A 15934-nucleotide genomic window follows, 5' to 3' on the forward strand; every position below is an offset into this window, starting at 1 on the left:
ATTTATTCCGCCATCATATCCAGGTAAATCCACCGGAGTGTTAATACCATACAATTCAGAAACCCACCAAGGAAGCCTCCTATTATCACAGCCATCACCCATCCCATCCGGTTATTGTCGAGCGGCAAAACAGGCCTATCTAAAATTTGTATGACCGGTTTTTCATGGCGAAGGGTGATTTTTGCCATTTCTTGGTTGGCCACCAGCTCTTTGAGTATTTCGCCGTTAGCCTGTACATCCACCGTTCGAAGCTGCGATTCTACACGTAGCCGCTGAAGTACCCTGTTTGGATTTGGGTTAGCATCTGTAGCGGCTGCCACTCCCCTGATCGCCGCATTTAATTCCTTGCGGACGGAATCGACCTGATGGGTCAACACATCCAGGTTTTCTTTCGCTTTCAGCGTCCGCATTTGGATGTAGAAGTCGGAGGCGTTTTCGATCAATTTTTCCACAAAAACCTTCGAGAACAACTCATCTGGGCTTTTCATTTCAATTTCTATGATATTCAACCGTTTGTCCGGTTTTTTTATACTAAGATGCCGGTTAAGGATGGATTTATAAAACATGGTGATCAGGCTGTCCTGAAGATAGACACCGGAAGTGTCCCTAAATCGGAAACCGTTTAAACGATCGGTGTACTTAAGCTTTATCAATGAGGCATAGCGGTCTGCCAGCATTTCAGGTGGCCGGCCATCTTCATGGATTTCAGACAATAAGGTTTTTTCAATCATGGAGCGAGATTTGAGAAACTCGATGATGTTATCCCCTTCGAAGAACCCGCCAGATCCGCCTACACCACCCAGGTTTATCCCAAACTGGGAAGCAATGTTCGCGGCTGCACCCAATGTACCAGTTCCTCCACCCTGCTCTTCCACGACAAAACTTAGCTTCGCCTTGTACTGAATCCTTTTTACATGCGCATACGTGAGTGATAAGGCTCCTCCAATGACCACACAGCCGATAACCACCTTCCAGTTATGTAAGAGGTAGCCACACAACCTCACCATCTTCTCAATCAACAGCTTGAGGCTAATTTCATCGGTTTGTTGGGTTTGCTTACGTTCTTCCATGTTGACTTCAGCCGTTTTACCTTGTAATTGTCACGATAATAGCCATCAAAGAAGCGAGGCCAGTAGTCATTCCGATCCACTGCTGCGGCCCTATTTTTAATCGTTCAGGCGCTTGCGGTATAAATATCTCCGATCCGGGTTTGACTGGCGGATAGTTGTTGAAAAACAAAAATCGGTTTGTGCTTTTCACCATCCCATTTGCATATATGATGTATGATCCCTTGCGCAAGGCACGCTGGGAGAAGCCCCCCGCCTGAGAAATATACTGTTTAAAGCCCTTACTTGGTGCATATACCGCCGTTGAGGGGGCTAATACTTCTCCCGAAATTTTGACGGTCTGCAATTCCTTAGGCACGCGGATTACATCTCCATCCTCTAAAATCAAATCTCCTCTTTTGCCTGGGTCGGTAACAATACGTTCAAGATTTATCCCCACTAAATCATTATTCAAGTTTCTCGTAATATGCACGGAGCTTGCCGTACCCGCATCCTTCTGCAAATATTCCAGTGTCAGCATCCTGGAATATTCATCCTGTTCCTTTTGTTCCTGCCGTGATTTTTCAACCTCCGTTTCGGCCATTCGCTGCCTGGTTAGCTCCCCACGTTTTAATGACGCGCCCTCGATATGCGCGTAAGGAGTAAATCCACCCGCCCGCTTGATCAGGTCGGAAATGCGCTCATCCTTACGCAAGATGGTATACTTACCGGGATATAATACTTCCCCCTCTATTCGTACGGTTTTCTGGGTCTCATAACCCGATTCTGTACGGATAACGACCAAATCAAACGGCATCAATACAAAATTAGCGGCTGACTTGCTGAGTTCGCGGTCGGCATCAACCTGAAAAACCTCCGCAATCTTGGCTGAGGCCGACAGCGCATTGGCATCCCGAACCCGCCTTGATATTTCAATACGTTTCGGGCTGGCGCTTTCACGATATCCGCCTGCTTGCATGATCAGGTCCTCAAGCGTCATCGATTCCGCATAATCAAACTCCCCGGGTGTACGGATTTCTCCTTCAATCCGAACGGTAAACTCCTCCTTCAAATCAAAAATGGAAGAAATATGGATCACATCCTCTCGCTTCAATTCGATATCGGGTTGTACACCGGCCACTACATCGGCCACACTAAATGATAGTTGTTCGGTCTGTAAGTCATCCTTGAGCCTCGTAAGATATGCCCGATTCAAAAAAGCATCTTCCTTCAACCCCTCCGCCTTTTTGATCAACATGGAGAGGGTCAGGCCGGGGCTAAGCTCGTACTCTCCCGGCCTAAATACGGCGCCCGCTATGGTCACCCTGTTTTCAAATCGTTCGAGGATACGTTCTACTAAATATTGATCACCAGCTTGGGGGAGATAATGCCTAAACTGACTTTGCATCAAATCCTCGATACGGCGCTCAGACATCGTATTTTTTATTACTTTAATGCGTTGTTGATAAGCTTTTTCGGAAAACCCACCCGCATAACGTAATAAATCCGCGAAAGTCTCTCCTTCTTTCAATTCAAACCTCGCCGGACGTCTTACCTCCCCATCTAGTTCCACCAAATTGATATATGGAGGTACCATCAAAACATCCTGGTCTTGGAGTCGGATATTTTCGCTGAATGTACCCTTCATCATAATATCGTAAATATCCAACACAGCAATGGTACTGCCATCCCGTACCAAGCTGATGTTTCTAAACGAGCCGTTTTTACTTGGCCCTCCTGAATAATACAGTGCATTGAAAACCGATGCCAGCGAAGGCAAGGTATAGGTTCCCGGTTTTGTCACTTCACCTGTGATAGTCACGTTTATACTACGAATATTACCCAGCGAAATACTGACTTTCGTTTCTCCCGTACGGATAGCTGAATATACCTTTGTAAGTTCATTCCTTATCCGTCCTGTGGCTTCCTCAAAAGTCAACCCCCCAACCGATATCACCCCTACATTTGGCACATTGATCATGCCCTCAGGAGTTACTGTAGGATTATAAAACACTTCTGATAATCCATAAATGTCAATCAAAAGTTGGTCATCGGGACCTATTACATAATTTTTGGGTGTAGCCAGACGTAGATTCGGCTCGAAAGCACTCATATCTTCTTGAAACAAGGAGCTACCGAAAATCGGCAGGGGCCTTTTGCTTCCAGTCGGCTCCTTCTCCGTCTCTCCGGATTTGGCGGTATCCCTCCGCTGCTTGGCGAGCAATGAATCATCCACCTCCCGTTTTAACACAGGGCGTTCTACCCTAGTTGGAGTTTCTTGTCCGCCCTTCAATTGCTGTATGCGTTCACGCAATTTCTCAATTTCGGTTACAGGCATCCCACGTTGTAACGCCATTTGCTCCATTTGGGATTCGGACAATCCTGATGCTTCAGCTTGTTTTAAATAGACACGGATCTGCTCATCAGATAAGTCATCAACACGGACATTGGATAGGTTATTGGGATCTATGCCTTGAGCCATTGCCGAATTGCTATACAACCCGACAAGTATCATTAATCCAATTAAATGAAAAATGTAACGCATCAACTGCTTTTTTTGAATATCTGATTTAAACCCTTGTATCGTACATGTACAGCATGGAACACCAAACTTAGATAAAGTTGCTTTCATATGCAACTTTATCATACGCTCATCTACTGATGTAAGCAATTTAAAAAAGGAAATTTATGGTAAATAAACTAGTTTTCCATCCTATGATTACATAAGGCCCTGACAAAAAGCACATCAGAATCGATACATCAACCCCAATCTAATATTAAAATTTGTATTGTCCTGTGGGTCAAAATCCCAATATTCATCCGCTGAGGATGAACCACTGAATTTATACTGGTAGTTATAGGCGTGAATATATTGGATATGTGCTGAAGCAATGAAACCTTTATAATCCCAATGGCTATAAGCCGCTATACTTGCGTCTACCCAATTCCTTCTGAAATCGGCACTAACGCCCCTTGCGAAATCTTCGTTATGCACCAATCGTTCAAACTGTAGCCCTACTTGCTTTAGACCTTTAATCCAGCTAATATCTACGGACTGTACATTACTACCGGGTCCGATACCCGCACCAAGTATCTGTCCTCGATGGGTATATCCATGATGACCATGAAAGTACCATGGGCCCGCGGCTCGTATTCTTCGGGTATTGGTGACCGCCAATTGAGTCACCTCTCCACTTAATTGCAGCATAGCCCCCTTTACGCCCTGCAATGGCACTAATTTTCTAAGCCCCACTGTATAAGCACGTGTATGGTCAAGCTGAACCGTTAAATCCCTAGTATCCCAAGCGTGGTCATTGCGGGCATACTCTCCATATATCTCGGCGTGCGCCTTGGGAATAACCCAACGAAAGAAAAAAGAAATCTGCTGATCACGCGAATCCCCTGATTCTGAATCGTCCGTCACGCTCTTTTTAGTTGCCGGGATGATAAAGGGCAAATAATCGCTCAATGAATGCCCTGTCATTTCATTATCTGTGAGAAATGCCCTATTCATCCCAAGACTCAATCCTGGAATCCACCTCGGCTGGTAACTCAGCACAATTCCCGAAAAATACCGCCATGATTGGGTCTTATCTCTCAGATATTGCATGTGCACACTGGTATCACCTAACAGCGAAGGAGGGTAACCCGACAATTCTATACGTCCAGCTACAATCTGCCCTTCAAACGAACCTATATATGTCCTTATTGGTTTAGTAGTATTAAGGGTGATGTGTGCAAATCCCGGAGCAGTGTTGCTCATCAATATCGAATTGCGTCTACTGGGCCCCCACCAGAGGTTTTCAGTGGATATCCCCAACGATATGGGATCGAATGTCACACGTATACTGCTTTGTCCAGGTAGGATACGGGAATAAGCACCTGTTCCAAATAATTCCGGCATATCAATTCGATTACCGATGAAGTTATACCAAGCTCGATCTAGTCCGGCTACTCCTCCGTACCCTTCGTACCGCTTATTTTCGGCAAGCACCACTTCAGGGTTTAGTTGCACACTGAAAAATTTATACTTGGCAAAAATACCTGCACTCAGCATCGTCTGATGGCCTCTTGCGGGGATCATTGCTCCGTCATTCCATCCGTAGGGGTATTTTGAGTTATACTGATATCGGATTATGGCAGGCATGAGCTGTACCATGCTGCTGTTATCGTCATTCCTCCATACTATGGAAGATGACTCCTCCCGATCCATGTTGTAGATATCATCGACCTGCAAAGCAGAAGCACTCAAAGGCCGTACGTTGAAAGAAATCGAAGAGTCTATTAAACCAAGCAATTGTGCTCTTCGATAATAATCTTCCAATAACGGGGTGCCTACAGGTAAAACCTGGGCTTCTACTTTTATGGTGATTACAGACAAAAGCAGACCGAATATTATTAATCGTACTTGTCCTATTTTTTTCATAAATATCATTTATTCTGTGAAGTGCTCTCCATCTTCCGTTAAAAAAGATATGATAATCCCAATTGCAAGTGGTAATTATTCTTATCGCGGTGCTCAACACCCCAAAAAGTATGTTCTGGAGGAAAATAGATTTCAAATCTATAATTATAGGAATGCATATACTGTAATTTCGCCGATGCCACAAAATTCTTATAGTCCCAAGTGGCATAACCAGCAAGTCCTAAATCTACCCAACCCCTACGCAAATCATTCACATGTCCTTCCCTATACATAAAATCCTCTTTTTGTACAAACCGCTCAAATCGCAATCCAATCTGTTTTATATTCCTTACCCAGGCCATATCTATGGATTGCACATTGCTACCCGGCCCTATCCCTGCCCCCAACACTTGTCCCCTATGCGTATAACCATCACGAACAACATGGTGGGTGTACCATGTGGGACTTTCCCGCATAAAATTAGTTCTATTGAACGATAATTCTGTAACCTCAGCATCAAACTGGAGCATATCTTCTTCGCCACCGAAATATTTAAATGATACAAGTTTACGAAAGCCCAATACATAAGCCCTGGAATGAGTACTCTGAACCATCCAATCCCTGCCATTTTCTGGACGAACTTTGCGACCGTATTCCCCGTAAACTTCAAACTTACCAGCAGGCATCACCCAACGGAAGAAGGCCGAGCCATATCGATCTCTCACTTCTCCATCGGTCTGTAAATCCCCATTGTCATCTAAATAGCGTGCTTCCTTATTCACCGGTTTGAAAAAAGGAAGATAATCCCTCAAGTTGTCAGTCTGGTCATGGCTATTAACCACAAAGGATCTGATGATCCCCAGTGAAAGACCTGGCAGCCACTTGGGTTGATAACTAGCGATAAAGCCTGAAAAATAGCGATCACTTTTGGGCTTTGGAATGTAATACATCTCCTGATGAAGACTCTCGTCAGTAATGGACGGCAAGAAACCTGAGCTCCGCAATCTTCCTCCAACCAGCTGCCCTTCAAAAGATCCAATGGGTGTACTTACCGGCCGGGTTGTATTGATCGTGAAATGCGGAAATCCCGGTGCGGTATTGCTCATTAGCAATGAATTTCTAATCCCCGGCCCCCACCATAGGTTTTCGGTAGAAACCCCAAACGAAACCGGGTCAAAATTCAGTCGGACACTACTTTGTCCCAAAAACGCATCAGTATACACGCTCCTGCCAAAATATTCTGGCAAATCTATCTTGTTCCCAAATGTGATATACCAATGACGCCCAAATCCCGGAGAGTTTCCTAGCCCATCATACATCCTGTTGCTTGCCATGACCACTTCCGGTTGGAATTGCACACTCAAGAACTTATACTTTGCAAAAACTCCCGCAGATAATTTCACCTGTCCTCCTTGAGAAGGAATCATTCCCCCGTCATTCCAGCCATACGGATATGTTGAATTGGTTTGAAACTGTAAACTAGCGGGCATAAATTGTATATACCCATTTCCATCCGGCGTGTAAAAAAAATTGCGTGATTCCAATGTGCCATCATGGTCAAAAACATTGGTACGCTGTAGTGCGGCTGCACTCAACGGACGAATGGTGAAAGACACTGTTGAATCAACCAACCCCAATAATTGATCGCGTCGATACTTATCCTCTAAAACCGGAGTGCCGACTGGCAATACTTGCGCCCTTAATTGCCCTAAAGAACCCACGCCTACTATGAAAAGGACCAAGAACATTTTACAAGAAGCAGCAGGATTAAATCGTATACATTTCTGCATTATGGATAAATTATAATGAAACCGACATGATTAAAATAAACAGATGAAATCTGAATGATACTTAACTTATTTGCCAAATTTCGAATAAATTACAGAGTCATTGCCTAAACTCATTGTCCGCTATGCCAATCAAAAAACATGCCTATTCCGTTAGGCTTCCTTTTATTAACATTTCCAACCGATGGAGATAAATCGCGATGATTCGATCTACGGAAAATTCTTGTATCATTTTATTCCTCCCCTTTTGCCCCATTTCTTTGCGTTGGGAAGGCGATAATTTAATTACGCGTTCCATGCAGACAGCTACACTTTTGGCATCTTTCTCTCGGCATAAAAATCCGGTCACTCCCTCTTCCACCAATTCCCTACATCCTGATATATCACTGGCAATAAGCAGCTTACCCATGGATGCACTCTCTTGAAGGGTGGTAGACATGCCTTCCCGATAGGAAGGTAACACCACGCAGTCCACCTCGGCAATAAAGGGTCGTACATCATCAACCGGACCCAAATACGTGATGATCCCCTTGCTTACCCATTCCATCAATTCTTCTTCCTGCACAGCAGCAGGATTGACAACATTTAAGTATCCTAACACCTGAAAATTAGCCTCAGGATAAATTTGCTTAATATGTCGGGCCGCTGTAACAAACTCCCGGATTCCCTTATCATAAAGTAATCTACCAATGAACAAAAACGTGCAACGCGCTTCATCATGATCGTGCTTTTCTACCAATACCGGGTTGAACGTATCAAAACAATTGATTCCTTCACCCGGAATCCGTAGCGCTTTTTCCGCCACAATCAATTTTTGATTAATGAAGAGCTGTAAATCATCATTGTTCAAAAACCATACACTATCCGCCTTCCGTAGCGCAAATCGATATAGCTTTCTAGCCACATTTGTAATGATTCCCTTATTGATGAACGCATAACCAAGTCCCGTAATCACTGCCAGCACTGGAATACCCAAACTATGCGCCGCCAATGTACCATATACATTGGGCTTGATTGTATATTGAATGATAACGTCAGGTCGCTCCTTCGTGTATATGCGCTTAAATTCCCGGTAAAGCTGTATATCTTTCAAAGGGTTCATCCCCTTGCTTGCCAACGCGGTTAATCCGCTAAAGCGAACACCTACCGCTAACAACTGGTCAACATGTTCGTCTTCCGGAGCCAGCAACAGCACGTCATAGCCTTGGCTTACCAATGCTTTGAGCAAATCCATGCGGAAACGGGTAAAACTCCACGCCGTATTGGAAACAAGACATATCTTCTTTGGCACACCCATTTGTTAAGAATTAGTAATGGCATCGATGAGTGAATCTGAGAATATTGGCGTATTTCTGAATGTTTCATGTGCAGCTTTTGAAATCGAACTGCATTTTTCTTCATCTTGTATGATTAAAAGCAATTTATTCATCGCCGCTTCCCATGATTCAGGGGTCCTTGTGTCCATAAAAATTGCTGACTGACCATCCTTGGCATAATTAGGGATTTCTCCTACAGCTGTCACTACACAGACCATGCCGTGCTGCATCGCCTCTGCCACACTCATGGCCATGCCTTCTTGTATACTAAGTTGGATATAAAAATTATGCGAATCGTGGATTTCATCCTTTTTCGCGGGAGATACTTCTCCGTTTATACGGATATATTCCTGCATGCCAGCAAGCTGGATTTGTTCCATGACAGCTGCTTGCTCACCTTCATCCCTTCCAAAGATATCCAGTGTAGCGTCTATCTCATGCGCTCTGAGCCATGCAATCGCAGAAACGGCCAGTGAAACCCGCTTAATTTTGTTTAACTTTCCCATAAAACAGAATTTCTTTGTTCCGGAAAAGTCATATCCTCTAGGGTGCCTAGGTATAGGATTGACGAGATAAGAAAGTGCTTTCACGGGGCTTTTGGCGCCATGTATCGTCTGTGCAAATGCTTTTGTTGCTAAGGAATCTGCAAATACAGCATTGCTCATTCGTATGGCCCTGCTCGTGAAAAAACGATCTGCCCAATGGAAGAATCCATTGCTATGTAACATGACAAAATACCGGGCATGGCCATGCCAGAATTTGTATAACATAGCCGGCACTGTGGATCTCCACAATGAGCTGATTATGATATCGGGATTAAATGATCGAAGCCGCAGATAAATAACAGGCATATATAACGGTAAGGCCCATGCTGGCATATTGAAACAAACCGTACGCTTTTGTACAGGCTCGGCTAGTCCCGCCATCAACGTTGGTTTGGCACTACCCAACACATAAACTTTGAGGTTAAAGGTCTCATGCAATTTGGGCAAGGCTGATAGAAAGGCGACTTCTGCCCCACCAACAGCGACATCATGAATGATATAAGCCAATCTCCGTTTCGTAATCATAGCCTCTTAAAGTAAGCAATTCGAATAACATTCACCATATTGAATAAGGCTGCATCAGATCGGGACTTATCATTTTCAACCCATAATAAAATACATACACCAAAAACAAAAACCGTAATGACAAAGCCGCAAATTGTTCCCTTTGATTCATTTCCAATGTACGACACAAGTAAGGTGCCGCGAAAAGTATTGTCCCAAACAGCAGTAAAGACAGACGTTGCATAATAGCAAACGAAATGAATAACAAATTGATAAACGAGGACAACGACAAGGAAATAAACAATATTTTCAATAATCGGTCAGAATAATGTTGAGACAGTTTTTCACGAAAAACAACCATACCGATCAAAAAGACCTGTGCTATAATTGAGATAACATATCCACCTTTTCCGATCTCATCCACTTCTACATAATGGGCCAATATAGGCGGCAACCCTCCTAATTGGAACAGCAGCATTGTTGGGTTAAACAGTCCTCCTATCAGCCCCAGCAACGGCAAAAACAAGAAAACCAATTGGTTTCTCAAAACCATATAGATCAACGCGGGCAATAATACCACGAGCGCAGCGCTGTGAAAGGTTGAAGCAAGTAAAACCAATAAAAAAAACTTGATGTATTTTCGGTCGACAAACATGAAAATTGCCCACAAACCGATGCCGGCTGAAAGGGCAAAACGTATTTGTGTGAAATCTCTATAGAAATAAAAAAAGCAGACATAAATTAGTAGCGAGGTAAAAGGGTAAGGACTCCTTCGAAATATCAGCGTATAGTTGACTAATCCCGTTGTTACCGCCATCAACATAAAGACGATATGGATGTTACCTCCCAATGAGTAAATCACTTTGTTTACCAACAAATATCCCCGTTCCATGTTCTCCGGATAATTGCCCGTAAAGAGATCAGTCCATGACATACCCCCCGCCAAATTAAAAGCATCCTGATAACTAAAACCATCATTGTCTACGCCTAATGAACGCAAACCGACAAATAGCACTAACAAAACACCATGTCCAACAAATACGAACCAGCGGATATAACGCTGCTGTACAAAGTCAAAAAGACAAAGTAAAAATGTCAATATCACAAGTGCGTAATAAGGTAACATCTATTTTCCTTTCTGGGGATTAATATATTTATCAAAAAGCATGAAGAGTCGACTCACAGGCCAAAGGATAACAGACCAGCTCATATTAATCTGCTTCATTTTTTTTGAAAGCCCCGCCCCTTGGTCATAAACCGCAAACCGCCAAAAGTTAATCACTGCCTTAAATTTTTGCATGAACGACAATCCTGGCATATTTGACATCTCTGCGTAATACAAACAGGCATATTTAGGACTCGATTTTCGTAGGCGAACAGACGTATCTGTGATACCGCCAGGCAGGTATTCACAGATATATATCCCTTCATTGAAAAATCGTAACATATAAGATTTGGCTATCCTGTTCCATACCAAGGCATCCGCGCAAAACGATTCATCTGATATTACAGGGTAGGGATATTGTGCCATGATCCTTGTAGAAATAACTTCCGCTTTATCCCCTTTATATTCCATCTTGAACCGATACTCCAGTGCTGAAGCATCAAGGATCTCATAGTCCACATCGCCTCCTATGACCGTGCCGTCCTTATAAATACGCAAACCACAAACACCAGCAAACCTAGCTGAATCAGTACGTTTAAGCACAGCCCTCCATTGCTCCACAATGGTTGAAAGCGCATGCTTAGTTAGGGTATCATCACTATCCACAATGAAAAACAATTCCCCTGCGGCCATTTTCACTCCTTTGTTGATTGCGATATGCTTGCCTGCATTTTGCTGGAAGTGATACCCAATCGGAACCAATCCCTCGGAAATAAATCCGTTCACCTTTTCTTGAGTACCATCGGTACTGCCGTCATCGACAATAATCCATTCGAAAGAACCAAAATCCTGATTTTTAATACTCGCATACAATAAGCTAAGATATGCGCCCCTGTTATATGTGGGGGTAAATATACTTATGTATGGGATTGCCATAATTGTTACTCGTTTGTTATGTTAGTTAATCGGTTTTCTCAACACGGTCTTAAAAAGCAAAATTCCTTTCTTATCTCCCAAGACAAATCGATTTTTTAACAAAATAAACAATCTTTCGGACACAGAACGACTATTGGCATAACGAAAATACGCCCTGAAAAGCTCCTTGGTGGATTCGTCTAATAAATCGTAGTATCGTTGGTAAAACGACTCATTAGCCTCGTAATGGGCTCGATCGATCACAGGCTTTCCATCACATAAAAAGGACTTTGCTTTTCTTAAATACCCATTCAACTGGTTTCCGGTCACATTCAACCGATGCTGCCTATATAGCATATGTACCTCATCTAAATATGTCATTGTGCCAAGCGAAACGGCACCCATTGTGATAAGGTGGTCATGCATTGCGACATGGTCAGGAAAGGGTCTTAACATTTCCAATAATTGATGGTTGATGATTACCGCACACCCTTGTATGCCCGAATTGAAGAATAGCGTGTTGCGGACAGTGCTGGGGTGGATGGTTGTCGATTTCTGAGGTGTAATGTCAGCATCCTTGTATAGGTAGGCATTCGTATAAACTGCTGCCGGCTTAGAGTATCGCGAAATGGCATCAACCATTCTGGCAACTTTATTTTCCAGCCAAATATCATCTTGATCACAAAACATATAATATTCTCCATCGACATGTTGCATTAAGTGTAAATAGTTTTTTGCCGACCCTAATCCGCTTACGCCATCATCAAGAAGGTGGATACGATTATCCCTTTGCTGGTAATCCCTAATAATAGCCAATGTGTTGTCTGAAGAACCGTCATCGTGGATGGTCAATTTCCAATGAGCAAAAGTTTGCCGTAACAATGATTCCAATTGATCTTTGAGATAGGCCTCTCCATTGTAGGTTGCCATTAATATGTCAACACTGGAATTATCCATAATGCTTAACCAAAGGAAATAGATCTTTATTTTTGTTAATGGCCAAAAGCTCTTGAATCAGCTTGTGATTGGTTTCACTCTTTGTCGGAATAAGGTCAACAGAAAAATCCTTATAACATAAATATTCGTAGCCCATCGCTTCAAAATCACCTATTTTGGGACTTTTGACAATGGGTATAATACCATAGAACAAGTACTCCACCATTTTGGTAGGGCAGGCAACATGGTTGACCGTAATATCATCACGTAGTACAAAGCCATAATGCGCGTTATGGTAATAAGCATCCAACTCCTTCGGATCAACTGTTTGTACATGAATTCTTTTGTTGGATTGCAATCCAAATTTTGCAAGGAGTTTCTTCATTTGTTCAGGCTCTCCCGTTAATATATCGAATCTTATATTCCCATAATCATTATTTTTAATCGTCTCCAACATTAATTCGATGTTTTGCCAAGATTGCGTGTTGCCGCTATATACAACCCTGAGTTCCACAACATCAGTTGGAATTTCAATATTGATTTCCTTGTCATAAAGGTGTGAGGGTAATATGGTATAATGTAAAAAAGTAGGACGCGATGAAAGGTATTTGGCCTTGAAATGATTCTCCATAGTGTGCGTCACTACAATGACAACATCGACCCTTTTAAAAACTATCCTTTCACTGAGACTATATAAGAAACTCTTAAATGCCAGGCCCGATAATTTGATTTCTTCCGGAACCACTCCATGTGCATCCAATATGAGCTTACTTTTTTTATGAATAAATAAGAACAAAGGCAATACAGGCAAAACATTAATTACGGAATGAAAAAATAAGGTATCCGCATTTCGAATCAGTTTTAAAATCAAAAAAAAGTGAATAAACAAATTGCATCTATATTGGACGACCCCATCAGCTATTTTTTCCACTTCCTTTCTGGCAAACAACCGATAGGAAACAAACAGGTAAGTCCGCGCAACTGCTTTGAATTGTTGGTCCATAGCCACTATACGTTGCGACATCCCTTCATGCCATGTATCCTGATTGGGGTAATTAGCTAAAAATAGTAACATTTTACTAAAATTGAAACAAATGATTCTTTAGTATTTCCACAATTCGCTCGGCGCTTTTTCCATCACCATAAGGATTTTCACTAGTTGACATTGCCTTGTAGGCATGTTTATCATGCAATAATAAGGAAGCTTCCTGAATAATTTTTTGGGTATCCGTACCCACTAATTTTACTGTTCCAGCAATAATAGCTTCAGGGCGTTCGGAAACCTTGCGCATAACCAATACAGGTTTGCCTAATCCCGGTGCTTCCTCCTGTACACCACCACTGTCCGTAATGACCATATAGGCCCGAAGCATCAGCCAGGTAAAAGCTGGATAACCTAATGGTTTCACCAATCTGACATTTTTTAGTTGACCCAAAAGCTCATTTATCGGTTTTTGTACATTCGGGTTGGGATGTACTGGGAATACAATTTCCACATCTTCCGTTTCAGCAAGATATTTTAGTGCAAAGCAAATATCAATAATCCCTTGGCCAAAATTCTCACGGCGATGTGCAGTCACTACAATTAATCGCTTTTCAGGGGAAAGCTTAGACTTTAGGAAATTAATTTCATCATCATGATAATCATTAAGTTTATCTTTTGCCCAATACAAGGCATCTATTACCGTATTACCCGTTATAAAAATGTGTTCACCGTCAATATGTTCGTTGAGCAGGTTGGCTCCAGCCATTTTAGTGGGCGCGAAATGCAGGCTTGCAATTCTGGCTGTCAACTGCCTATTAATTTCCTCTGGAAAAGGGGCGTATCTATCATAAGTTCGTAAACCAGCCTCTACATGACCGACCGGAATCTGGGCATAATATGCGGCTAATGCTGCAAACGTGGAAGTGGTGGTATCCCCATGGACCAATACCAAATCGGGTTTAAACTCGTTCAAGATGGTGCTCATACCCTCGATCACATTGGCAGAAAGTCCGGATAGACGTTGATTATCACGCATCAGATTGAGGTCATAGTCGGGTCTAATCTCAAAAAAATGCAAAATCTGATCCAATAGTTCACGATGCTGGGCTGTCACGCATACCTTCGCTTCAAATGAGCCATTATCTTTAAGTGCTTTCACCAGCGGGGCCATTTTTATGGCTTCAGGCCTTGTGCCAAATACTATCAGGATTTTATTCATATTTCAAGATCACGACGATTTAGTTAAGCAGCACATATAATCACTACAAAAACTATGGATTACTATTATATTTTGAGACCTCATCGGCCAGTACTTCAAGATATGCTCGTCCAAATTTCAAGTCAGGCTCTAAATAATTACCCTCGCCCCATTCATTCCATGATTTTATAAAAACCACCTGTTGGTCCGCCGGTTTACCTTTGATAGCATCAAACGTTTGCCTGATATGCTTACGAAACAATGTAGGTGTAGAATCTGTCAAAATATACCCATTGATCCCACTCCTTGGCGAGTGATCCCAATTAGGAATAAGGGTTGGATAGCATCGTTCCTGGGAATCTTCTTCTCCGGTAAAATACTGCATGGCTTTGGAATAGGGAAATATATTATGGTATTTTATATGTGATTTATGCAATACCTTATCAAATAAAGAGGGTGCATTTGCCTCCTTTATATCATAGAGGCGTAGCAAATTCACCGCATCAAATCCCAAGGAATATAACGTTGGTAATTTCTCCTTATGCGTGGTGTGCCCAATAAAATACATCCCCTTTAAACCATTTTTCACTGCCAAATCGTTCCATATATCAAACATTATCTTACAATCGGGGATGTCAAAAGGCACATATATAGTAAAGATAGGCTTTCCGTCGATTTTAATATACCTGGAATCCTGGAAAGCAGGCAATAGCGCATTAAAATGATCAATATAATCTTGTGTGCCCGGATACACTTGCTCAATGAGTGTTTTGCCTTTTGAAACTCCATGCCAAATACCCCTCCATGTTTCATTAGCCCAGGCTAAGCAGAAAGGAAACGATGGGTCACCTGATTTCAGCACCTCATTGAATGGTGTCTCCAGCAACCTTCTCCCGTTACCAAACCAATAGTGCCAATAGCAAAACCCTTCGATACCATGTCTTGCCGCCATTTCGGCCTGTTGAATTCTAGTGGAAGACAAACGTAAATCATAATACCCTAAATCTGTAGGAACCCTGGGTTGATAGTGACCTCTAAACAGGGGTTTGGCTTTGCCAACATTCGTCCATTCAGTAAAGCCCATACCATGCCACAGATTGTTTTCAGCTATCGGATGGAACTGAGGTAGATAATAAGCAATTAATCTAATCATATAACAGCTAAGTCTATTATGGAGGTGCAATTCATTACA

General features: G+C 42.5%; 12 protein-coding genes. All 12 read right to left on the reverse strand.

Going from position 1 to position 15934, the window contains the following annotated elements:
- Nucleotides 1-2: 2 nt before the first annotated feature.
- A complete protein-coding gene (locus NF543_RS17760; RefSeq protein WP_257669522.1) occupies nucleotides 3-1070 on the reverse strand; it encodes a Wzz/FepE/Etk N-terminal domain-containing protein in 1068 nt (355 codons plus the stop codon).
- 16 nt (nucleotides 1071-1086) lie between these two features.
- Nucleotides 1087-3591 carry an SLBB domain-containing protein gene (locus tag NF543_RS17765; protein WP_444511714.1) on the reverse strand — a complete coding sequence of 835 codons (2505 nt, stop codon included), beginning with the start codon at nucleotides 3589-3591 and terminating at the stop codon, nucleotides 1087-1089.
- 201 nt (nucleotides 3592-3792) lie between these two features.
- A complete protein-coding gene (locus NF543_RS17770; RefSeq protein WP_257669524.1) occupies nucleotides 3793-5472 on the reverse strand; it encodes a capsule assembly Wzi family protein in 1680 nt (559 codons plus the stop codon).
- Between the two features lie 38 nt (nucleotides 5473-5510).
- Nucleotides 5511-7241, reverse strand: a complete 1731-nt coding sequence (locus NF543_RS17775) for a capsule assembly Wzi family protein (protein ID WP_257669525.1) — start codon at nucleotides 7239-7241, stop codon at nucleotides 5511-5513.
- 142 nt (nucleotides 7242-7383) lie between these two features.
- Nucleotides 7384-8529, reverse strand: a complete 1146-nt coding sequence (locus tag NF543_RS17780) for a glycosyltransferase family 4 protein (RefSeq protein ID WP_257669526.1) — start codon at nucleotides 8527-8529, stop codon at nucleotides 7384-7386.
- Nucleotides 8530-8538: 9 nt separating this feature from the next.
- The gene (locus NF543_RS17785) at nucleotides 8539-9624 is read right to left on the reverse strand and encodes a glycosyltransferase family 4 protein (protein ID WP_257669527.1); all 1086 of its coding nucleotides are present in this window, start codon (nucleotides 9622-9624) and stop codon (nucleotides 8539-8541) included.
- Between the two features lie 31 nt (nucleotides 9625-9655).
- Nucleotides 9656-10729 (reverse strand): EpsG family protein, encoded by a 1074-nt coding sequence (locus tag NF543_RS17790; protein ID WP_257669528.1) that lies wholly within the window; start codon nucleotides 10727-10729, stop codon nucleotides 9656-9658.
- Nucleotides 10730-11644, reverse strand: a complete 915-nt coding sequence (locus NF543_RS17795) for a glycosyltransferase family 2 protein (protein WP_257669529.1) — start codon at nucleotides 11642-11644, stop codon at nucleotides 10730-10732.
- Between the two features lie 21 nt (nucleotides 11645-11665).
- Entirely contained in the window at nucleotides 11666-12580 is a 915-nt protein-coding gene (locus tag NF543_RS17800) for a glycosyltransferase family 2 protein (protein ID WP_257957524.1), read from the reverse strand.
- Nucleotides 12573-13634, reverse strand: a complete 1062-nt coding sequence (locus NF543_RS17805; RefSeq protein WP_257669531.1) for a glycosyltransferase family protein — start codon at nucleotides 13632-13634, stop codon at nucleotides 12573-12575. The genes NF543_RS17800 and NF543_RS17805 overlap by 8 nt, the downstream gene beginning before the upstream one ends.
- A gap of 4 nt (nucleotides 13635-13638) precedes the next feature.
- A complete protein-coding gene (gene wecB / locus NF543_RS17810; RefSeq protein ID WP_257669532.1) occupies nucleotides 13639-14763 on the reverse strand; it encodes a non-hydrolyzing UDP-N-acetylglucosamine 2-epimerase in 1125 nt (374 codons plus the stop codon).
- Between the two features lie 52 nt (nucleotides 14764-14815).
- On the reverse strand, nucleotides 14816-15895 hold the full coding sequence (locus NF543_RS17815; protein WP_257669533.1) for a glycosyltransferase WbsX family protein: 1080 nt from the start codon (nucleotides 15893-15895) through the stop codon (nucleotides 14816-14818).
- Nucleotides 15896-15934 lie beyond the last annotated feature (39 nt).

The organism is Parapedobacter tibetensis (assembly GCF_024704835.1).
Taxonomy (GTDB): domain Bacteria; phylum Bacteroidota; class Bacteroidia; order Sphingobacteriales; family Sphingobacteriaceae; genus Parapedobacter; species Parapedobacter tibetensis.

Coding starts and splice junctions, on each gene's coding strand:
- NF543_RS17760 (WP_257669522.1), bottom strand. CDS start 1,070: ATGGAAGAACGTAAGCAAACCCAACAAACCGATGAAATTAGCCTCAAG.
- NF543_RS17765 (WP_444511714.1), bottom strand. CDS start 3,591: ATGCGTTACATTTTTCATTTAATTGGATTAATGATACTTGTCGGGTTG.
- NF543_RS17770 (WP_257669524.1), bottom strand. CDS start 5,472: ATGAAAAAAATAGGACAAGTACGATTAATAATATTCGGTCTGCTTTTG.
- NF543_RS17775 (WP_257669525.1), bottom strand. CDS start 7,241: ATGCAGAAATGTATACGATTTAATCCTGCTGCTTCTTGTAAAATGTTC.
- NF543_RS17785 (WP_257669527.1), bottom strand. CDS start 9,624: ATGATTACGAAACGGAGATTGGCTTATATCATTCATGATGTCGCTGTT.
- NF543_RS17790 (WP_257669528.1), bottom strand. CDS start 10,729: ATGTTACCTTATTACGCACTTGTGATATTGACATTTTTACTTTGTCTT.
- NF543_RS17795 (WP_257669529.1), bottom strand. CDS start 11,644: ATGGCAATCCCATACATAAGTATATTTACCCCCACATATAACAGGGGC.
- NF543_RS17800 (WP_257957524.1), bottom strand. CDS start 12,580: ATGGATAATTCCAGTGTTGACATATTAATGGCAACCTACAATGGAGAG.
- NF543_RS17805 (WP_257669531.1), bottom strand. CDS start 13,634: ATGTTACTATTTTTAGCTAATTACCCCAATCAGGATACATGGCATGAA.
- wecB (WP_257669532.1), bottom strand. CDS start 14,763: ATGAATAAAATCCTGATAGTATTTGGCACAAGGCCTGAAGCCATAAAA.
- NF543_RS17815 (WP_257669533.1), bottom strand. CDS start 15,895: ATGATTAGATTAATTGCTTATTATCTACCTCAGTTCCATCCGATAGCT.